This is a genomic window from Allobaculum stercoricanis DSM 13633, from assembly GCF_000384195.1.
GTDB classification, from domain to species: Bacteria; Bacillota_I; Bacilli_A; order Erysipelotrichales; family Erysipelotrichaceae; genus Allobaculum; species Allobaculum stercoricanis.
In genome coordinates this window covers 681,749-703,689 of record NZ_KB913034.1, presented here as the reverse complement: position 1 = coordinate 703,689, position 21,941 = coordinate 681,749, and the positions used below count along the sequence as shown (strand labels likewise).

The window sequence follows — 21,941 nt, the reverse complement described above, 5'->3', positions numbered from 1 at the left end:
CTTATTTATAAATATTTCTTAAATACTTTCTTCATCTTCATTGCTACGTCGATGGTCCAATCAAACTGTTCAACCCACTTATCTTTATGATCAAAATCTACTGGATGAGAAATAAGAATTCTACTTGCTTTCTTTTCTGGTAATTCTCTCCATTCTAGTTTCATCCCCATCTCTGACTCAATTTCAGATTTGAATGAATATAGCTTATGGAATAAATCTTTATCATCAGATATATACCATTCCACTACTAACCGATTATCTTTGCGAATCTGGTTTATTACAATATGACAAGCAGAAGACCCCACACTCATATCCATCCAATGGTCGGTACTCGCCTTTCTTTTACCAAACTCTCCTGCGAATGCCTGGTTTTGAAATGCATAATCGTTGAAAGCAACCCAATAATCATATCGTGCTTGTAACGTGGGAGAATTACTGGTGTTGCGCTTAATTTCCTTTACCCAATCATTTGGCTTTTCCACCACTTCAAATTTAACAGCAATGTCCGAGTTGCCAATTTGATATAGTTTGATTTCAACCAAAAAGAAGGCAATATTTTCATCTGTATGATTATTTAGCCATTCAATAGCAGAGCGATGTTCTTCCCTTGCTCTTTTTACTACCCAAATCACAATATCGGCAGATTTACCTGATGCATATGTAATCAATTTACCAAGGTGATCGTGATTAGTATCTTCAAGTTGATTCTCAATGATAATTTTTCGATCTGTGCCTGTTTCAGTTGCATAAATGTCAACATTGAAATTCCCAACACTTGACTCAGTTTCATCAAGAGTAATTTCCAAATCCACAGCATCGGCGAGGAGCGCAAGATTATCTTCTTGTGCAAGCCAAGGAGTAAAATCTAACGCTTCATGTTTCCATACTCTTCTTAAATCTTTAATTTCTTTCAGTCTTCCTAACTGCATCGATGCTATTCCTCCTTAACATATAATTAGCGATCAAATCATCATTTATGAAATCGCCAGATAGTGAAAATAGACCTTTTCGTTTAATTCAGTGGACTCTCTTTTGAGGTTAGATATCCTTTTTTAAAGTAATAAGATTCGATTCGATATTCTAAACAATTGAGTATATGTTCGATAAAGAGTGAATCATCTAGCCAGGGATCGAGATGATCAGAAAGTTCTAAGACACCGTTAGCCGATTTTTTGAAAAACTCTGATTCGCTTTTCAAAAGAAATTTAACTGGTTGATCTTTAATCTTCGCTAAGTGTTGGGCATCAGTAATGTCTTTAAAATCTAGATAGGTCATGTTGGTTTGATTTTTCTTCGCTAAATCTCGCCAGTTTTCTCTTAGATCAAAAAACTCTTTCCATACTTCTAACACTTGTTTTTCGGTAATAGTTTTTCGTATGTGTTTACCTAATGGTTCAATAAAGCTCATTAATACGGGCATTTTATAAACCTTAGTCATACTCGTTTGTTGCAGACAAATCAAAAACTTTCCAGCAACAGAATTTTGGAGTTTTTCTTCTTCTGGAGTTAGTACTTGAAGTGTCTTTAAAAAGCGCAAATAATCGCGAAATGGATTGATTTTTGAATTGGCGAGTACTTTGTGCAATAAATCATCATCTAGATTTTCAAACAATTCTTTTTGTGTAGGGCGATGTCCAAGTAAATCTTGAATTCGTCCAAACTCTTCTTGAAGCCACTGAGTATCAGATTTCATAAGATTATGATTTTCTTCAAATAGATCAATGAGTTCGAGATCAAAATCCATGAAACAATTGTCGGGAAGAATCGGATTTTGAATTGTTTTTAAACACACTTGTCTAGAGGTGATATTCGCTAATAAAGCAGGCGCCATTGCTGCTTTATCGTAGTTGCCAATAAAATCAAGGACGGTCAAATACTGTTTATTGGGGGCTAATCTTAATCCTCTTCCCAGTTGTTGAAGAAAAATAGTTGGGGATTCTGTTGGGCGAAGGAAAAGAACAAGATCAATTGTATTGACATCTAAACCTTCATTAAACAAGTCTACAGTAAAGATGATTTGCAGGTTTTCTTGGCGAAGTTCATCTAGTGCTTTTTGTCTGGTCATCGTATATTGATCATCTTTACTACCTGAATATACTGCAGCTGCTAATATTCCATTTTCATTAAAGAAGCGAGACATCTGTAGAGCATGGTTTTTACTTGCGCAAAATCCGATTGCTTGTTTAGAAGGATATTTTCGATAGTGTTTGAGGATGTTTTGATTTCTTTCAATATTCAATGAATAAGCTTCTTCTAAATCTTGAATATTCAATCTTCCATTGGACTTACGCATTATCGAATAGTCCACTTTATCGTATATGGCATAGTAGCGAAATGGGACAAGGAGTCCGCGATTAATGGCTGATTGTAAGTTAATGGAATAAGGCACATTAAAGTCACAAAGTGCATAGACAGATCGGCCATCCATTCTTTGTGGAGTTGCGGTTAATCCTAAAAGAAACTTTGGTTTGAAGTAATTTAAAATTTTAGAATAAGAGTGCGCAGCCGCATGATGAAACTCATCAATGATGATGTAATCAAACGTATCTGGAGCAAGGGCATCTTCTTGTAAGATATTGTCTGAACAAAGCGTTGCCACGGATGCGAAAGTTAGATCTTGATCCATATCTTTATGATCGCCATCAATAAAGCCCAAAGATTGATCTGGTCTTACATGATAAAAGCTTCTTGCAGCTTGTTCTAATATTTCTTTACGGTGTGCGACAAAAAGAACCTTTTGAAATTCAAGAGAATCAAATGCAGCAAGATATGTTTTTCCAACACCGGTTGCCGCTTGTATCATTGCTTTTTTGTTTCCGTTTTCTCTCGTTTTCTTTAATGCATATAATGCTTCAATCTGTACACCATGGGGCTTCACAGTATCTAATGAATGATTAACAAGTTCTTGATCATTTAACCGATCATCAAATTCAATTTGGCGAACAATAGGTGGCTTTTTCCAAGATTGGCAATACGTATTGAGGAGTTCTTCATCGAGGATTCGACTTTGTTCAAAGAGTTCTTCAAATTCTTCACAAATCTGATTAAGGTTCATTGAATCCGTTTGTGAATCGACTCTATAATTCCATTCCACTCCACTCGTTAAAGCACTTGCAGATAAATTGCTACTACCGATATAGGCATGACATCCATTTTCGTTATGGAAGATATAGCACTTCGGATGAAAAGAGCGACGTAAATTCACATCCATGCGCAATTCTGCATGTGGTCCGAGTTCGTTTTTTAATAAGACTAGAGCAGATGGTTCAGTAATACTCATATAAGCTCCACAAAGAATACGAATGGGGACTTGTCTGTTCATCGCATCTCGAAGATCTTCTAAAAGTAAACGAACTCCTGACTCCATTAAAAATGAAACAACCAAATCAATTTGTTTGGCATGAGCAATACTTTGTTTCATAGGATGAATGAGTTTGTTGCTTTCTTTTTCTCCCCCACTCCAAAACCGCTTATTGACTCGTTCTGGATAAGTTAAGATTTTGTTTGTTTCTGGACGATGATATTCAGCCATTTTTGCTCCATTCTTCCTGGTCGGACATCTGAAGAAATCCAGGATTCTATACATTTAAGTTCTGGAAATTGTTCTAATAATTCATTCATTGAACTTTCGGTAAAATCAGTAAAGTATCTTCCGTTTCGATAGCCTTCAAATGATCCATATTTAAAAGAGGAATAAAAGATTCCCTCTTCTTTCAATGATTCAATGATTTTTGAAAACACCTTCGGCAATTCATTTTTCGGCAGATGAAGAAGACTCGCACATGCCCATACTCCATCGTATTTGTTCTGATCATCCAGTTGTTCAAAACGGATATTGCGAACAGATAATCCTGTTTTAGATTGAGCGATTTCACACATCTTTTTTGATCCATCAATTGCTTCTACATCAAATCCTGCATTCAAAAAAGCATGAGAGTCTCTTCCTGAACCACATCCGAAATCTAGAATTTTTGCCTGTTGAGGAAGTTTTGAGATAAACCTTAGTTGCATTTGTGAGAAGTTCACGTGATCGACATCTTGCGCAAATAAATCCCCATTTTTTTCATAGTAATCTAACGTTGTTGTTTGGACTTGATCCGATTGATCATTCACTATTATTTCCTTAGAGACATTCTTTTCTTCTATTTTGTTTTCTAGATTTTGCACAACGATCACTCCCTTTTCTTTCTTCTTCAATATGCATAATTACAATTATATATGCATATTTCTAATTATGACGATTTTTCATTATTTAATTCAATCAAAATTTAATCTACTTATCTCAAATAAGCGATAAATTTAGACGTATATTAGATTTCTAAAATTGATAAAACTAGAACAATGTTTCCTTATTCAACAAACATAATAACTCATTGAACATATGATTGATGTAGAAAAGAAAAGTCAACTTTCCCAAGTGCCAAACCTAAGAAAACCATTCTATAATTGATTTCCTTTTCCTATATTTATTGTGAGTTGCAAAATTCCCTCTTTATTTTTCCAGTTTCAATTGCCTTATGATCATGAATCATTTTGTTACTTTACAACCGTAAATCATACATACTGATGAAACACTTCTATATTTATTCGACTGCTTAACTTTGCCAAAGAAAGAGTTAACATACTACTTCTTATGCAAAAAAGCTCTTTTTGAAAATGACACACTTTAAATCGTCGTGTCTGATTTCAAAAAGAGCTTCAGAGTTGGATAAATAAATTGATGAAATAAGATCAGTTAAAATTTAATCAAGAAGTCGTTTATTCATAAATTTAGAACTATGTATATTTCGCAAATAACATATCCTTAGTTAAAGTCCAATCTTATTGACAGTATTCCTTCTTAATCGTATTAAACAAAGCTTTTAGATGTTCATCTTTAATTGAATAAAGCACGTGTTGTCCATCTTTACGGCACTTGATACATTCGTGCTTTTGTAAATAGTTTAAATGTTGAGATAAAGCGGGTTGGGTGATGTTCGGTACATAGTTATGAATTTCATTTACACTCATTTCTTTTTCTAATAAAACACATAAGATGATTAACCGATTTTCATTCGCAATCGCTTTTAAAAGTTCCGATACTTTTCGAGCATGTTCTATCATAATTTTTCTTTCGCTTTAATTGCGCAAATCGTTTGCGTCATCGTTCCCATTGGACAGAAGCCGCACCATGTTCTTGGTTTATATAAGATCATCACAATGACACCAATCAAAGTACTCGTTAGCATCAAACTATAAAAACCTAGCGCAAATTGATTCACCCAAGGCGTGATTGTTGGATCGATCGCAAAGGACCATGGTACTTTGAAAGTCCAGAATAACTTGATAAATGAACCACCATCTTTAACCCCAGTCATCACTAAGTACGTAACGTATAACATATTCGCAAACATCACTAAGAAGAAAACTAAAAAGGCATATCGAAACGCTTTTGATTTCATCCAGGATGGAGTATCTCGATATCTTGATAATTTTAACTTTTTACCAAGGATGGATAAAAACTGGCCACGGTCGCAATATCGGTTGCAATACATTTTGTTTCCTTTAAAGATCGCAAAGAGTAAAGGTAAAAAGAAAAAGATCAGCCCGATCCACGCATATATAATATTGAAGAAACCTAACGTTAAATAGATTGGACTGACGATCCATAAATAATCATACCAATGTTTCTTCATACACTTTTTCCTCAATGACAATCGCATTCGCTGGACATTCTTTTTTACATAATCCACACCCAACACATCGATTTGGATCAATCATCGCTCTAATCCCTTTATAAATACTAATCGCCTGTCGTGGACAAACTTTCATACAAGTTCCACAAGCTACGCAATCTGTTTGTACACTCGCAAGTCGTTTTTTGCGCATATGCCCTCCTAATATATAAGTTATTACTTATATATTAATGAACGAGAACTTTTCTGTCAATTTTTAATTTCTGAGTTTCATATTCCCTAAACTTGTTTTTTTAGACGAAAAAGAAGATCTCTCTTTTCATATATGAAAAGCGCAAGATTCATCGAGCTTAAAACTCTTGAAATCTTGCGCCTTATTATTTCGTTTAGATTTTTTGATGCATAATCGATGATAGTTTTTCTGCTACTTCATACCACTTTGGATGGAACTTATTGTTTATAAAACCATCATTTTCAATATCCATAGAGTACGCATTTCCATTTTTTGTTTGAAGAGTAATCACAAAACCTTGCCCTATTTCATAATCTTTAGTTTCGGTAATCGTATCAGCGGATGCCGCTCCAACAATTGCCCCTAATTCCCCTGCAAGCATGCCCCCAACAATCGCTCGGGAAAGTGCCCCTTTCGTTTTCGTTTTTGTATAAGACTTTTGAATTTTTTTCTCTTTGATCGAATAGGCAGAAAGTGCATCATAAGGAATTACATCTCCATAAAACCAAATCAGTCGGCGATCATCGTTGAATCTGACATTTTCATTTGGCGCTCGGCCATTAAAACTTTTGAAAATTTGACAGTGCTGAAATAACTTCTCATTTTCAAGTTCTTGTTTTGCTTGGGCGATTTTTTGTGGATTGGGTTTACGCTTACGCATCAGTTTATCCAGTCTTTTTTGTGCCCTTTCGATATTTGCAGTATTATCGTAATTATCATATTGTCCCATGACCTGCTCTCCTTTCTTATTTAACAATCTCTTTGACTTTTTTATACCACGCTTCTCTCCTTATTTCTAACTTTTCACAATAATTATTTATATATGTTCATTTTTTCTTCTATTAGTATTCGGCTTCATCAAGATCCAAAAGAATAAATCAAATCGACAAACACACTAAAAAAGACGAGAATCTAATCGAGAATCAATTTCCTTTTATAGAAGGTCGACTCTTCTTTTATTCTCGTCTTGATATAAATATCTAAATTCTAATACAACAAACTTTTAAACAGTTTGTTGACTTTACCACTTGCAGGATTGAATCGGACTAAACTATATCCAGTTCTACTTGGATCCTGCTTTTATTGCATCGGTTCAATCAAACCGTGTTTCACAAAGCAATCATAAATGCTATCTTCTTTAGGAGATCCGGTTAACTCATCCGCAATTGCTTTTAGTTTTTCGCTTCCTGTGCGCATCGCAATACCGATATTGGCATACTCTAACATTTCAATATCGTTTTCCGAATCGCCAATGGCCATTACTTTTACGTCGTTCAATCCTAAATGATGGATGACAAACTCAATCGCTTGAGCTTTATTGACTCCTTTTAGGCTAATTTCACCACTATCGGCTTCTAAAATACCGACTGTGTTGCGAATGACATCAAAGTCATCGCATAACTTTTTATAGATCAAATCATAAGGAATTTTAGATGTCGCAAACGAAATCTTGTTCACTTCTTTGATCGTTGTTGTTTCATCGATCCAATTAACATGACTCATAAATGCTTCAAAAAGTGATGAATCAAAGTCATTTCCAAGACTTTTTAAAACAGAAATAAACCAATCGCGATAAATTTCATCCGCAAATGTTCCATGATTACACTCTAAATAATAACCAATCCCATTTTCTTTGAAATATTCTACTAATCGTTGGATATCTTCATCTTTAAAAGTTAAATGGCGAAGAACTTGATGATCCACTTCTATATAGCCCCCACTTGAGCCGATCAAACCATCAAATCCGATATCGAAAATATAATCAAAGATTTCCGCTTTGCAGCGACCGGTGCTCAAAAACACTTTATGGCCATTTTTCCGTGCTTGTTGAATCGCATATTTTGCACTTGGACGATATTTTTGTTCATCGTCAATCAGTGTTCCATCAATATCGATAAATACCGCAAACTGACTCATTAATCTAAATCCGCTCCATTGGATGCGATGACTTTTTTATACCAGTAGAAGGAATCTTTTTTCATTCGTTTGCCATCGCCTGTTCCATCATCTTGAATATCGACATAGATAAATCCATAACGTTTTGCCATTTCACCCGTAGAAGCACTGACTAAATCGATGCAACCCCAAGGTGTATAGCCAATCAAATCTACACCGTCTTCATTGATTGCTTTATCCATTTGTTCGATATGTGCTCTTAAATAATCAATACGATAATCATCGTGGATTTGGCCATCTTCAGTGACTATATCTCTTGCACCTAAACCATTTTCGACAACCATTAATGGTTTACGATATTTTGTATAGAAGTCATTTAAAGAAATGCGTAATCCAACTGGGTCAATTTGCCATCCCCATTCACTTTCTGTTAAATAAGGATTTTTAACCCCCATTAACATATTTCCTTTTTGGTTTGCTAAGACTTCAGGATCTGCGCTCACGCAATTTGACATGTAGTAAGAGAACGTAATGAAATCGACTGTCCCATTTGCTAAGATTTCTTGATCTTCTTTTGTTAATTCAAAATCAAGATTTGCTCTTTCGTATTCTTTCAATTTGTAGTTTGGATAATATCCTCTTGCTTGTACATCAGAATAGAAGTCGACATTGTATTGAGATTTTCTTTGTTTGAGAACATCTTCTGGATTACATGTATAAGGATAACTTGCGCCATAGCCAATCATATTTCCAACCATCATATCTGGGTTGACTATATGTGCCTCTTGCACAGCTAAAGCACTCGCTAACAATTGGTTTCTTGTCGCATTTGCGATCATCAGTGGATCTCTAGATGCTACCCCCGCAGCCATAAAGCCACCAAAGGAAATGCAGTTGATTTCGTTAAAGGTCAGCCAATATTTAACCAATCCGTTATAGCGTTCAAAACAAGTTTTGGCATAGCGAACGAAACAATCGATCGTGCGCCGATCTGCCCATGCATTCCATTTGTTGGTTAGTGCGATTGGTGTTTCATAATGAGATAACGTTACAAGTGGTTCAATGCCATATTTCTTTAATTCTTTGAAGACGTCTTCATAGAACTGTAATCCTTTTTCGTTTGGTTGTTCATCATCACCATTTGGGAAAATTCGTGTCCAGTTAATTGACATTCTGAATGTTTTAAATCCCATTTCCGCAAATAAAGCGATGTCTTCTTTGTAATGATGATAAAAATCAATTCCTTCGTGGCTTGGATAATCATATCCATCAAAAGCTCCGAATTTTGCCCCTTTTGGCGCATCCAATCCAAACATGATTTTGGATTCCACTTGACCATCTTCTGTTTGATAAGTGACATGACGCACAGAAGTTAAAGAGCCTCGTGTGCAACAATCGGATGTGCTGACACCTTTTCCATCTACATCCCATGCTCCTTCAAATTGGTTTGCTGCTGTAGCACCACCCCATAAAAAGTCTTTTGGAAACATATTCTTCCTCCTATTTTTCTTCTACTTTAAAGTTAAATACGCGATCATGTAAGATCTCTTTTGTTTTTCCAACAAATTGAACTTCCCCACGCAATACAATGTTGCTTGAATGATCACAAATAAACAATTCTTGCGGGCGATTTTCAATGACGAATTGATCTTCAAAATTAAAATAGCCAAATGCTCTTGTATCTAATTCGAATTCAATTGTTTTTTTCTCATTTGGTTGAAGATCAACCGTTGTAAATGCTCTTAATTCTTTAATTGGGCGATTGATGGTTGGACATTTTGAATGAGTATAAATTTGAATCACATCACTTCCCGCTATGGCACCGGTATTTTTGATATCGATACTCACTTTAAATGAAGCGCCTGTTTCGACACGTTCATCATAATGTAAATTCGATAATTCGAAGTTTGTATAACTGAGTCCATAGCCAAATGGATATAACGGTTGCATGACTGCCGGATCTGCTGTTTGTTTAATCGTCATATACCCACTTCCCGTTTTATGGCCATAATAAATTGGACATTGTGCACTAATTTGTGGGAATGTAACTGGCAAATGACCTTGTGGGTTAAAGCGTCCTGATAACACTTTGGCAACCGGTCTTCCCCCCGCTGGTCCTGGATACCATGCTTCGACAATCGCATTCACTTTTGGTTCAACATTTCCCAACGCTAAAGCACGACCATTAAATAACACGAGAACGCTTGGCTTACCTAATTCATGCACGATATCGACCAGTTCTTCTTGATGGAATGGCAATGTCAAATCAGGATGATTCACGCCTTCACCACTTGTCGCATCTTTTCCTTGTCCTGTTACTTCGCCAAGGGCCAAAACAACAATGTCGGCATCTTGGGCAACTTGTTTTGCTTGTTCAAGATGGTCTTTATAATTTTCACAATTTAAAGAAGCACCATAGCTAACGATTTCAACATTGGATAATTCTTCTTGTAAAGCGTCAGTTAAAGACATTGTGCCGAGTGTTTCATGGAGGTAGTCATCGAAGTTTTGTGCAAAGGATTTGGAAGGATCTTTATACATCTTGGCTTTCATGCTTTCGATATCAAACATTCTTTGCGCCATTTCACGGAATCCTTCCATATGAACTGCAACACTTGGATCAACACACATTTCCAAGAACGATCCCATCATTGCTGGATAAGCATATCCACCAAAGAAAGTTTGCAGACGAGTGGCAAATGGTCCAATCAACGCAATCTTTTTCTTTTCATTTTGAAGTGGAAGAATGCCATCATTTTTCAATAATACAATTGATTTTTGGGCGATTTCTTCACTTAAAGCATCCGCAGTTGGATCATCATAAATCTCTTTGGCTTTTGTTGGATCCACAAATGGATTATCGAATAAGCCCATTTCTTCACGCGCTTGTAATGTTCTTAATACGGCTGCATCTAAATCTTTTTCATCGACTAAACCTTGTTTAACCCCTTCAACGATATGGTTATACACCGTTGTGATCATGGTGTCGGCATCAATTCCAGCTTTTAAAGCCATACCAGCTAGTTCTTCTCGCGAAGCACTAATGCCTTGTGTTTCAATTACACGTGGAATGGACAAACCATCACAAACCGCAATACCCGTAAAACCTAAGTCTTCACGTAAAATCTTTTGCGTATATTCAGGATTGATCGACATTGGTCGACCATCGATTTCACTATAGGTCACCATAATGCTTTGCATATCATTTTCTTGAATCGCAGCCGCAAATGGGGTGGCATATACTTCAAACAATTCTTTTTTTCCAATATTGATCGTTGCGCAGTTAATGCCGCCTTCACTTGCCCCATAACCAACCCAGTGTTTTGCTAAAGCTTGGCAGTGTTTTGTGTAATCTTCACCTTGAATCCCACGAACTTCTTCACTGGTAAAACGGGCACTCAATAAAGGATCTTCACCAAATGTTTCATCCACACGACCCCATCTTGCATCACGGCTAATATCCGCTACTGGTGACATCATCGCATGCACGCCAATCGCTTTTCCTTCATCTGCGATCACTTTGCCCATTTTGTAGGACAGTTCCGGTTCAAAAGTACTAGCTAAAGCAATTGGAACCGGGAAAATTGTCGCATCGGCGGCAACAGTTCCGGATGAACTTTCATTTTGAATTAAAGCTGGAAGTCCACATTTTTCAATCATATATTTTTGGATCTCGTTATATCCTTTGGCTGCTTGTTCTGGACCTTCGCTAAAGCCGGCCGCAAATTGGGTCATGCGCCCGATTCCTTTAGGCATTTCTTTTTCGGCACGCTTGCGATCAAAGACGCCTTGCTCTAGAACGAAAGAAGGCATAACACAAGATAGTTGTAGCGCTTTTTCTTCAACCGACATCCGATTTAGGATGTCTTTTACTCTTTGAGATGCTTGTTTCATCGTCTTAGTCTAAGTCCTTTCCATTAGAAGCAATGACGTTTTTGTACCAATAGAAGCTGTCTTTGCGATAACGTTTCATTTCGGCTGTTTTTGCTTTTTCATCATCTTCATCACGATCAACATAAATAAAGCCATATCGTTTAGAGATGCCTTCACGTGTTGAAACTAAATCGACAGCAGACCATGGGCAATATCCAAATAAGAGTGCCCCTTCTTCAATACCCGTATTCATTTCTTCGATCATTCGTCTTAAATGTTCAATACGATAACGATCATGAATACTTCCATCTTCTTCTAGTGTATCTGGGCGACCATATCCGTTTTCGGTAATAATCACAGGTAAACGATAACGATCACTTAACTTTCTCGCTGTTACACGAATGCAATAAGGATCGAATTTGTGTCCATCTTCACCCACTTCAAAGAATGGATTGCTGATGGCTTTTCCAACACCTGGTTTTTCTGTCAGTTTGACAAGATATGACATATCACGATTGTCTGCACCGACTAAACTATCCCAATCCATTTCATAAAAGTCACAATGTTCAATCGTTTCATCGGAGTAGCAGTTAAATCCGATAAAGTCTGGATGACAGTTTTTCATCGTTTCCATATCGCCATCTTGGATATCTAATACGATATTGTTGTATTTGAAATACTGATTGATCGATTTTGGATATTCACCAAATACAAGTGGATCCACCCACATGTTGTTGCGCAGATCTTCCATATTCATCGCCGCAATTGTATCTTTTGGATTTGCGGTTGCTGGATAACATGCACATAAGTTTGGAGCTGGACCAATTTTGGCATCTGGGCACAGTTCATGACATAAAGAAATTGCTTTTGCCATATAAACGAGCTGGATATGACCTGTATTATATAAAGCATTTAAATCGTTCGCTTTTCCAGTCATCATATCGATTGCGCCATAATAAATCATGACGTTATATTCATTGTTCGTTAACCAATAATGAACATCATCTTTAAAGTTTTCGAATAAAACTTTGCAGTAGTCGACATAAGCTTCGCCCGTTTTGCGAGAATGCCAACCATTATATTTTTCTTCTAAAGCGGCTGGAAGGTCAAAATGATAAATCGTTACTAAAGGTTCAATTCCATGTTTATGACATTCTTTGAAAACATCTTTATAGAATTGAATTCCTTTTTCATTAACTTCGCCTTCCCCTTCTGGAAAGATTCTTGCCCAAGAAATGGACATACGAAACATCTTAAAGCCCATTTCTGCCATCAAAGCGATATCTTCTTTGTAATGGTGGTAGAAATCAGATGCATATTTAAACGAACAAGTTCCGGGATTAATTTTTTTCTTTTCATAATCCCAAGTTGTTAAACCTTTTCCATCTACATCATATGCCCCTTCAATTTGAGCACTTGAGCTACTTGCGCCCCATTTAAAATCTTTTGGAAAACTCATTTTTCTTCTCCTATATTTCTTGAAACATCACGATATTGCTCGTAATATCCCTTGATCTATGAATACTCATCTTCCAATTCAATTCCCCACAAATTTTATGGGTTGATTCGATTTGGATCATGGATGAGCAATTTATGATTTTTACATTGGATCAAGAGGTTTTTCTTTTAAAAAAGGTGCCTATACAAGGCACCTTTCTTTAATTATTTATTTCATAAAAGTAAATGTTCTGCCTGATTTCATCTGATCTAATAAGAATAATTCTTTTTGCGGAATACTTCCTAAATAATTGCGTTGTCCATCTACTTTCATATCATCGCGTAATACGATTTGGATTTCTCCAGCGTAGTGTTTGAGATTATCATTGACAATCACCACATCCCCACGTTTAAAACAAGGTTGATCATAAGCACGAGGTGGAATTGGTTTATCTTTATAGATCATGCGCGTAAATCGAGAACGAAGCATATAGTATGTATATTCGCCAGCACTATGAACTGGATAATCAAATAAAATTTCTTTTTCTAAATCCGTTACATCGCTTGCTAAATCGACTCGAAATGGAACTCTTTCCAAGTCACCATGTGGGAAGAAATCCGCAAAATCTTTAAATGCATCATTTCTTGGCACATGAACATGGCTAGCTTTCATCACTTGATCGATTGCTTTGAACTCTTCTTCACTCGCAAACGCATTTCCAAACATAATTTCGTCTACGTTTCCTAAAGATAATAAATGACGTACTTGCAGTTCGACATCAATCCAACGATGGTCTTCTAAAGTTGGCAAGCCATCATGAACCGGCCATGGACCATGTGTATTCTCTACATTGCTGGAAATAAATATACCTACAGGGATATTTAGAGCTTTGAGCTTTTCATTGACATCCATTACACTTGCTAAATCAGCACCTGTATATCGTTCTGGATAGAAGTTATGACAAGCCGAGAAGTTGTTGGGATTTGCTCCATTTTTTAACGCCGTATCAATCGCTTTGACAAATGCTGCCGATAATTCAATGCGAATTCCATATTCATTGTTGATTAAATCCACATCTCTTTGGTCCATATAGCACATGTCCATACGGATGATGTCAGTTCCCATCTCTTTAAATACGGCTAGATTTTTTTCTGTTGCCCCCATTTTGTGCAAGAACATCGTATTGCAATCCCCATCAACGACCATGCCATATTGATGGGCGATATCACAGAATTTTTTAAAGTAGGCAAATACTTCTTCTTTTGTTCCTTCAACAGAAAACATACTGGTGAAGACTTTTTTAAATCCATATTTAGAGGCAAGCGCTAAATATGCATCAATTTCTTCCATCGAAACTTGTTCAGGATAAACAGATACGCCTAATAACATGAATTGACTCCAATTACTCGCCTGCTTCTTCTAATGCTTTTTGTTCAGCTTCTTTCTTCGCTAATTGATTGTCATAAATTTTGAAGAATGGATACCAAACAAGACCTGTTGGAATTAACATTAAATATTCAAAGAGTGCGTTTCTAAGACTTAATGTTCCAAAGAATCGAGCAAATCCCATAGGCATTAAACTCATAATTGGAACGAAACCTGGAATTAAGAAGCCTGTGTTATAACCAATCAGCATGCAGATCATGACAACGATAATCGACAAGATATAAGGGATACATAAGATTGGGTTATACATAATTGGCATACCAAATGTCATTGGTTCATTGATACCAAACCATCCTGGAACTAAAGAAATTTTAGAAACCGCACGGATTTGTTCAGATTTTGCTCTTAATCCAAATACTGCAAGCATCAAAGTATTTCCGGATCCACCGCACATACCCATTGCACCGAATAACAGAACTGGATAGAACACTAACGCGTCAACACCACCTGTAGCATATGCTGTTGCATTTGCTGTAGTTGCTTGAATCATCAATGGCATTAAAACGGACATGATGATCATTGTTCCATGAATACCAAAGCACCATAAGATTGCAGCGAAAGTACATAAGATAAACATACCTGGAACGGAAGTTAATGCACCTAATGGCGCAGAAAGTAATGCCATAAATCCAGAACAAATTCCTAAAGTACCACCGGATACAGTAGAAATGAGAATTTGTAATCCATACACTAAGATGATTGCAAATGCTAAAGGCAGAATTGCTGTAAAGCCATTCACTAATGAAGGTGGACATACATCTGGCATTTTGATTCGTACATTATGATCAACGCAGAATTTTTCGATTTGGCAAACGACAAATACGATAATGAATCCGACGAACATACCAGAAGATCCTAAATATGTAACATCAATAGCACTTGCTCCAGCTTCGTTAACACCCCAGCTAGAAGCGATTAGTGCAAATACGATTGTTGTTTGCACAGCGGACATCACTGGCGATTTTAGTCCAATTGCTTTGGCATATTGGAAGGCCATCAGTGTAACAACCCACAAGGAAAGTAAATCCATTGTGAAATGGTATGGTGCATATAAAATATTGTAAATTGCATCTCCATTTTCAAACCAACCAAACATTGGTCCTACAGCACAGATGATCGAGAAGATTGCTCCGACCATGATTGGTGCCATACAAGACATCATTGCGCCTTGTAAAGCAGCCATAAATTTATTCGATCCCAATTTTTGACCAAACTCTTGAAGTTTAATCATAATTGGATTATTAAAAATCCCATCCATTTTCTTTCCTCTTTCTCTAATTATTTTTGTGAATAAAGTTTATTTGCGATTTTCATGATGTTTGGACAATTGGCAATTGCATAGTCATATGAAGGAATGACTTCAGCAGGTAATCCAGTGTCAGCTTTGATATTTTTCAAACGATAACCAACTTGTGGACCAACCATGACGATGTCGTAATCTTTATAAACATCTTTGTATTCGCTTAATCCAACTGCATTGATAGAATGATCTTGATTATTTTCTTTCCAATAAGCTTCCATTTTTTTCATTAATAAACCTGTTGACATTCCACCGGCACATACTAATAAGATTTTCATTTCAACTTTTCCCCCTATTTGTTTTTGTATAATTCAATGATTTCTTTGATCAGTTCTGAGGCTAACATGCTTGTCATCAAATGATCTTGTGAATGGACGAGCAGTACATCGACTGGCGTCTTTTTGCCATTCATTTCAGCAAACAATAAGTCTGTTTGCGCTTTATGGGCTAAAGTGGCAGATTCATCTGACTTTTTCATCAGTTCATCTGCAACATCAAAGTGCCCTTGTTTGGCTTCATCTAATGCCTGAAAAGCAAGCGATCTAGCCTCACCGGCATTCGCAATAATTTCAAATGAGACCATTTCGATCGGTTGTTCTTCTTTATTATCCATCAGCACTCATCTCCTTTCTTGGTTTATCTGATTGCACTTTATTTCATACACAAATAACAGTCAAACCGCTTTCATTACTCAAATGTCCGGTGTCTATACACTAATTTTTTGTGTATATTGCCCTTTTTTCCCGGTTTTTCGCGTTTTCTTTTAAAAGTTATCCATTGTGTATAGCTTTTTTTCATTAAAAACGCCCTAGTGTCTAATCCATAATCTTATGTATAGCTTTGCCCGTTTCCTTTAGAATCCATTCAGTTGGCTAGCCACGATGGTTTAGTTTGATAAAATACAGACATGAAGCTAATTAGAACATTTGAAATCACCGAAGACGAATTTTATGATTATCTCGAAAAAAATTTATGCGAAGATATTCATAGAACAACAAATAAAAAAGTTTCTCCAAAACAGATCAAAAAAGGATTCACATACGAAAAGAAAGAATTAAGAACGAAAATCATCATCAATGACTATGTACGTGGTTCGATTTATTCAACAACCGCTCGATCTTTAACGGACTATGTCACCGTAACCTATACGACAAAACAAACTGAGGAAGGACTTGAAATTATATTTGAACAGTTTATGAGTGGTTATGACGATGTAAGAGATCAAAAAAACTTCTTATCTCGAACATGGCACGATTGGGTTACTTTTGGGCGTATGTCACAAACACTGTATGGAATCCAAGATGAAATCATTGCCCTGCGGGAAGGTCGAGCACCTGTTAAACCGATGCAACCGATTGAACCACTTAAAGGAATCCGTAAAAAAATTGAACAGAAATATGAAAAAAGCAGCAAAAATTAAATTTGATGCGTCCTTGTAAAGTAGACACTATGAAATAACTAAATATAGTTGTGTATTGGTAATGAATGGCTAGCCATTCATTACCAATTTTTTTGCTCGATTTTTTTCCAGAATTTCTGGATTCTCAAATTCGGTTGAATTGGATATTCTGCTGGATGATCCGTTTTGAATGCCTCTGCTCGCACTACGGCTGGTGTTTTTCCATGAAAACGTTCTTGTGGATATTCATTCATATAAAATTCAATGGTCTCTGATACAGCTTGGATGCAACTCTCTATTGAATTGATTTCTGGGTGCAGAATAAAGAGTATGTCTTTTACAATTCCTTGAAATCCTTCCATACTTGCGTTGTCTATGCATCTTCCAACCCGAGACATAGATTGTTGAATCCCCATTTCTTCTAGCCAATGACAGAATACGGGACGCGTATATTGAAAACCTCTATCTGAATGGAATAGCTGGCATCCTCCTGGATTCTTCTCTAATGCTTCTCTTAATGTTTCATCAACAAGCACGGAATTGTTTTTCGTACTGACTTTCCATGATATAACGCTGCGATCATACAAATCTAAAATCGAAGAAAGATAAAGTTTTTGATTTGTTTTCGGTACTTTGATTTCAGTAATATCAGTTACCCATTTTTGATTCGGTGCAGTACTTTCGAAATCTCTATTCAAAATATTTTCTGCAGTTTGTCCAGGATTAGATTTTATCCAAGTATGTTTCTTTGGACGATAAACAGAAAGAAGATTCAATCTCGCCATGATCCGATACACTTTCTTGACACCTACTTCAATTCCATAGATGTCCTTCAGTTTTCTGGACATTTTTCTACATCCATATAAACGTTTCTTTTTCTTTGCGAGTTCTTGGATTTTTTCGATCAGCTCGATTTCATATGGATTTGGTCCTTTTTCCTTGCGATGAAGCCATTTATAGTAAGCCGCACGACTAATACTTAAAATTTGGCACATTTCCCGAATCGGCCAATTTTTTTGAACGTGATATTGTTCGATCAGTTTATAGTCATGTTCTTTCCATTCTTGCATTATTTGATTTCGTTTGACTCGACTATATCGTTCCACCATCTCCTTTCTGTTGCTTCGGCTTTTTTTAAGAGTTCATTCTCCATTTCAAGATGACGATTAATCGCTTGTAGTCGTTTCAACTCTCTACGTAACTGTTCATTCTCATCGAGTTCTTCTTTAGGGACTCTTTTCCCTCGTCGATCCAGCAGACCTTCTTCACCTTGCTCGTTGAATTTGATAACCCAATCTCTGACTTGAGAATAGCTGCATTCAAAATGAGCAGCAGTTTCTTTATAGCTACAACCATGAGCGTAATACCATGCAACAATTTTGCGTCTTTCTTCTAAAGTTGTTTTCTTTCTAGGTGCCACGTATACCTCCGGCTGAGGAGTGTAATCCTTCAGTTCGTTCGTTTTTTTAGTATACTTCTTAACCCAGTTGAAAACGATCGAATCAGATGGAATTCCATGACGAGTAGCAAGGGTTTTTAACCCACCTTGCCCACTTAGATATTCTTGGCAAACAAGTTCTTTGAACTCTTTAGTGTATGAGCTATTAGATGGTCTGGCTTTAAATGCGTCGACGCCATTACATTTATATTGCCGAGCCCAAGTGAAAATTAAATTGCGCCCTGTCGCAGACATATTGAGGGCTGACGCAATAGATGAAGCAGACATCATATGGTTGAGGTATTGATGAACTGCCCAAAGTTTTTGTTCAGCAGTATATTTTGTTTTTCTAGACATAAAAAAGTTCCCTTTTAGTGACATCTCGATTGAGTTATTTCGAGTGTCTACTAAAAGGGAACTTATCAATTCGCTGCTTTTTTTATATTTTGTTGACAATTCGAATGATACAAGCAATCTGCGAATCATCAATGATGACTTTAAAGCTTTTCTCTAAAGGTTTAATAATTTTCGATATTGTTTTATAGTCGTCTTCATACAAATCAATCAATTGTCTTTCTTCTTTGCCAAGCGCAAAATGAATTCCTTCCTTACACTTTTCTAAAAGACAAGCGATATGGATAAATAAGCCAATTTTTTGTTCTGAATTCAATGAATAAACAACATCTAGCTGGTCGACAATCGATGGCAAAATCGATTTTAATTTCGAGACAGAGATAAACTTAAACTGTTCTTCTAAAAATGAATAAATTCCAGAATAGCCCATACATTTCGATTGAAGAGGTTCAAACATTAAGATGCGATCAATGTCTTCTGCTCTATTTTCAAACACCTTATTAATGGAGATATACGGAATTCCAAGTAAGTTAGGATTATATGTTCCCACAAAACAATGAATCGTATAGATTTTTTTGATCTCCATGACTTTTTTAATCAATTCATCGCGTTTAGAAATAGCTAGCGGTATCGTTTTGAAGCCTAACTTAGAATATTGATCAATATATTGTTTTAACTGGAATGCCCCACCATCACCCGTTTGACATAAGGTGATTACGACTTCTCGTTTATAATTTTTATTATCATCGAGCGATTTCATCTCTAATAAAGTCGTATGGTATACATAATCAATATCTTCTTCTTGCAGGCATTTTCGAGCCACATCGATCCCAATTAAGGTGATTGGAATATGGATATAACGAATTTTGACATCGTTTTCTTGGGAAATCGTATCGAGCATTGTTCGAATGGAACCCATGTCGTAAATGACAATCACCCCTTGACCTTCATCTATTTTTAAGATCAATGAGCGGATTTCGTCCATTGCTTTCAAGTTATCTTTTTCTAAATGTAAATCATAGCTATACACATTATTGCAATGCGTTAAACTAATCGTCACTTCTTTTAAAGCTTCCGCAATTCCCGAACCATGCAAAATATAGAGTAAAACAGGATGTCCATTATCGATCTCATCTTTTGTTTTGACTAAAAACATCGTAATAATCGCAATTTCTTCAGGGGGCAGTTCAATCCCAAACATATCCTTAAAATCTAAAGCAAATTGTGCGGATAATGCATATTCTTTTGGATAATTTTGAACAATAAAGTTAAGTTGATCGTTATCTACTCGCGAGTGTGAAGACTTGATACTTAATAGTGAATTCATATGCAAGCAAAGCCCATAAAAGACGCTCGGTTTTAAAATGATTTTTAATTCTGTCTTCGTCATTTCTGAAAACTTTTGCACGAGTTCAATAATACGAAAATCTACAATCTTGGATAACTGCTCCGTGTCATACGATTCATCATAACCATGATTATAGTTATATTGTTTAAACAAATTTGTTACGTGATTATTAATCACATCTTGGATTGCTTTGGCATTAATTCCCCGATTCGATAATTCTTTATATTGCGTATGCATCTCATTGTAGAGTTCATCATGATGATTGCTTTGGAATGTTCCATTGCAATCATAAATAAAGCAATTTTGCGAACCGACTAGAGATAAAATGTCTTGCGAACGAAACCGCATTTTGACTAAGCTTTTTTGAATATTGGAATTGAAGTCATGTAAATCCACAACAATTGGTGAATTAGGAACATCCATCACTCGGACACAAGCAGTCGCACAAGCTTTTTTAATTTCCATCTCTAATTCTTTGATGTTTCGCGAATATTCTGTTAATAACAATGCCTGCATCACTTCTTGCGAGATTTCAATATTGCGTTTTGCATTGTTAGCCTCAATGGAGAAAAAATAGTTTACAAAATCAAATCGTTCGATTAGCGGACGATCTTTTAATTGTGGTAATTCAATAATCATCGGAATGCGTTGATTATATTGGCCAACATGGGATGGATTGCAAGAAAGGACAAGATAGACATCTTTACAATCCATATACTCTTTTCGATCTGCACTATAGATCATTCCAGTTTCTAAAAAATCGAAGATTAAGCTTTGTTGGTGGGCATTCAGTAATTCCGCATTATCAATAAATAACATGCCCCCTTTGGCCATAGAGAAATAACAGTTATCCAACTTGCCTTTCTCTTGGCCAAATAAAAGGTTATCTAATTCATCCATATGATTTCGATAATGGCGACAATTCACCTTAATAAAAGGTGCATCGGCTTGCATGATTTTAGCTTCTTTGCAAAACATATACATAAAATTGCAAAAGAAACTCGTCCCACACCCTGCCTTTGCCGTAACTAAAACGTTTAAGCTATGTTTAGGATACAAAATCGCTGCTTTTGCGATTTGAATTGCCTTCGATAAACTTCCATCAATCCCGATGAATTTCATTTGCGACAATCCATAATCCGATGTTGTATTATTGCGAATCTTATAGAGAACAGGACGGGTAGCTGTTTTTTCTAATTTTTCTTCTTTCACCAAATCATTGAGAAGTGTAGACACATTGGATCGTTGTAAATTTAAAGCCTCTGCAATTTCTTTGGTCGTTACGCCTTCTTTACTTGTTCCATTCGACAACATTTCTCGTTGGATAAATTCGAATACAATATCCTTCATCGTTTTCATTTATGTCACCTTCACTCAATACTCGCATTTTGTCACAAGTTTACAATTTTCAAACGGACCACCGGCTTGTCTTTTTGAAAAACAAGGCCGACAAACGAGAAAATCCACTCACTCATGCAAAAAAAGGAAATCGTTTTCATTCTAACATCCCATAGTGCTAAAACAGAAATTTCGCTCACATAA

General features: G+C 36.2%; 19 protein-coding genes. 1 reads left to right on the top strand and 18 read right to left on the bottom strand.

Annotation, left to right across the window (positions count from 1 at the left end):
- Positions 1 to 5: 5 nt before the first annotated feature.
- From ALLST_RS0103330 to ALLST_RS0103260, 15 genes are all read right to left on the bottom strand, one after another.
- On the bottom strand, positions 6 to 929 hold the full coding sequence (locus ALLST_RS0103330) for a DUF4268 domain-containing protein (protein WP_019892643.1): 924 nt from the start codon (positions 927 to 929) through the stop codon (positions 6 to 8).
- An 83-nt stretch (positions 930 to 1,012) separates the two neighbouring features.
- A complete protein-coding gene (locus ALLST_RS0103325; protein ID WP_019892641.1) occupies positions 1,013 to 3,532 on the bottom strand; it encodes a DEAD/DEAH box helicase family protein in 2,520 nt (839 codons plus the stop codon).
- The gene (locus ALLST_RS0103320) at positions 3,493 to 4,167 is read right to left on the bottom strand and encodes a class I SAM-dependent methyltransferase (RefSeq protein ID WP_211215112.1); all 675 of its coding nucleotides are present in this window, start codon (positions 4,165 to 4,167) and stop codon (positions 3,493 to 3,495) included. Before ALLST_RS0103320 ends, ALLST_RS0103325 begins: the two co-directional genes overlap by 40 nt.
- 654 nt (positions 4,168 to 4,821) lie before the next feature.
- A complete protein-coding gene (locus tag ALLST_RS0103315) occupies positions 4,822 to 5,103 on the bottom strand; it encodes an ArsR/SmtB family transcription factor (RefSeq protein ID WP_019892639.1) in 282 nt (93 codons plus the stop codon).
- The gene (locus tag ALLST_RS0103310) at positions 5,100 to 5,675 is read right to left on the bottom strand and encodes a 4Fe-4S binding protein (RefSeq protein WP_019892638.1); all 576 of its coding nucleotides are present in this window, start codon (positions 5,673 to 5,675) and stop codon (positions 5,100 to 5,102) included. Before ALLST_RS0103310 ends, ALLST_RS0103315 begins: the two co-directional genes overlap by 4 nt.
- Complete coding sequence (locus ALLST_RS0103305) at positions 5,656 to 5,868, bottom strand: 4Fe-4S binding protein (protein WP_019892637.1); 213 nt, start codon at positions 5,866 to 5,868, stop codon at positions 5,656 to 5,658. The genes ALLST_RS0103310 and ALLST_RS0103305 overlap by 20 nt, the downstream gene beginning before the upstream one ends.
- A 193-nt stretch (positions 5,869 to 6,061) precedes the next feature.
- Positions 6,062 to 6,664: a hypothetical protein gene (locus ALLST_RS0103300; protein WP_156816557.1), complete on the bottom strand. Its 603-nt coding sequence runs from the start codon at positions 6,662 to 6,664 to the stop codon at positions 6,062 to 6,064.
- A 323-nt stretch (positions 6,665 to 6,987) separates the two neighbouring features.
- Complete coding sequence (locus ALLST_RS0103295; RefSeq protein WP_019892635.1) at positions 6,988 to 7,824, bottom strand: Cof-type HAD-IIB family hydrolase; 837 nt, start codon at positions 7,822 to 7,824, stop codon at positions 6,988 to 6,990.
- Positions 7,824 to 9,293 carry a glycoside hydrolase family 1 protein gene (locus ALLST_RS0103290; protein ID WP_019892633.1) on the bottom strand — a complete coding sequence of 490 codons (1,470 nt, stop codon included), beginning with the start codon at positions 9,291 to 9,293 and terminating at the stop codon, positions 7,824 to 7,826. Before ALLST_RS0103290 ends, ALLST_RS0103295 begins: the two co-directional genes overlap by 1 nt.
- A gap of 10 nt (positions 9,294 to 9,303) precedes the next feature.
- Positions 9,304 to 11,697: a glycoside hydrolase family 3 N-terminal domain-containing protein gene (locus ALLST_RS0103285; protein WP_019892632.1), complete on the bottom strand. Its 2,394-nt coding sequence runs from the start codon at positions 11,695 to 11,697 to the stop codon at positions 9,304 to 9,306.
- A 4-nt stretch (positions 11,698 to 11,701) separates the two neighbouring features.
- Positions 11,702 to 13,135 carry a glycoside hydrolase family 1 protein gene (locus tag ALLST_RS0103280; protein WP_019892631.1) on the bottom strand — a complete coding sequence of 478 codons (1,434 nt, stop codon included), beginning with the start codon at positions 13,133 to 13,135 and terminating at the stop codon, positions 11,702 to 11,704.
- A gap of 207 nt (positions 13,136 to 13,342) precedes the next feature.
- Complete coding sequence (locus tag ALLST_RS0103275) at positions 13,343 to 14,503, bottom strand: MupG family TIM beta-alpha barrel fold protein (protein ID WP_019892630.1); 1,161 nt, start codon at positions 14,501 to 14,503, stop codon at positions 13,343 to 13,345.
- Positions 14,504 to 14,516: 13 nt separating this feature from the next.
- Positions 14,517 to 15,818, bottom strand: coding sequence for a PTS sugar transporter subunit IIC (locus ALLST_RS0103270; protein WP_019892629.1), 1,302 nt, complete (start codon positions 15,816 to 15,818; stop codon positions 14,517 to 14,519).
- Between the two features lie 20 nt (positions 15,819 to 15,838).
- Positions 15,839 to 16,138 (bottom strand): PTS sugar transporter subunit IIB, encoded by a 300-nt coding sequence (locus ALLST_RS0103265; protein WP_019892628.1) that lies wholly within the window; start codon positions 16,136 to 16,138, stop codon positions 15,839 to 15,841.
- A gap of 14 nt (positions 16,139 to 16,152) precedes the next feature.
- Entirely contained in the window at positions 16,153 to 16,473 is a 321-nt protein-coding gene (locus ALLST_RS0103260) for a PTS lactose/cellobiose transporter subunit IIA (RefSeq protein WP_019892627.1), read from the bottom strand.
- A gap of 294 nt (positions 16,474 to 16,767) precedes the next feature.
- Here ALLST_RS0103260 and ALLST_RS09925 point away from each other — a divergent pair, with 294 nt between their 5' ends.
- The gene (locus ALLST_RS09925) at positions 16,768 to 17,280 is read left to right on the top strand and encodes a DUF3284 domain-containing protein (RefSeq protein ID WP_019892625.1); all 513 of its coding nucleotides are present in this window, start codon (positions 16,768 to 16,770) and stop codon (positions 17,278 to 17,280) included.
- Between the two features lie 80 nt (positions 17,281 to 17,360).
- Here the strand turns inward: ALLST_RS09925 and ALLST_RS0103250 are convergent, their stop codons facing one another.
- From ALLST_RS0103250 to ALLST_RS0103240, 3 genes are all read right to left on the bottom strand, one after another.
- Positions 17,361 to 18,329 (bottom strand): IS3 family transposase, encoded by a 969-nt coding sequence (locus ALLST_RS0103250; RefSeq protein WP_019892623.1) that lies wholly within the window; start codon positions 18,327 to 18,329, stop codon positions 17,361 to 17,363.
- Positions 18,329 to 19,054, bottom strand: coding sequence for a transposase (locus ALLST_RS0103245; RefSeq protein ID WP_019892621.1), 726 nt, complete (start codon positions 19,052 to 19,054; stop codon positions 18,329 to 18,331). The genes ALLST_RS0103250 and ALLST_RS0103245 overlap by 1 nt, the downstream gene beginning before the upstream one ends.
- Before the next feature lie 82 nt (positions 19,055 to 19,136).
- Positions 19,137 to 21,758: a PRD domain-containing protein gene (locus tag ALLST_RS0103240; RefSeq protein ID WP_019892620.1), complete on the bottom strand. Its 2,622-nt coding sequence runs from the start codon at positions 21,756 to 21,758 to the stop codon at positions 19,137 to 19,139.
- Between the last annotated feature and the right edge of the window lie 183 nt (positions 21,759 to 21,941).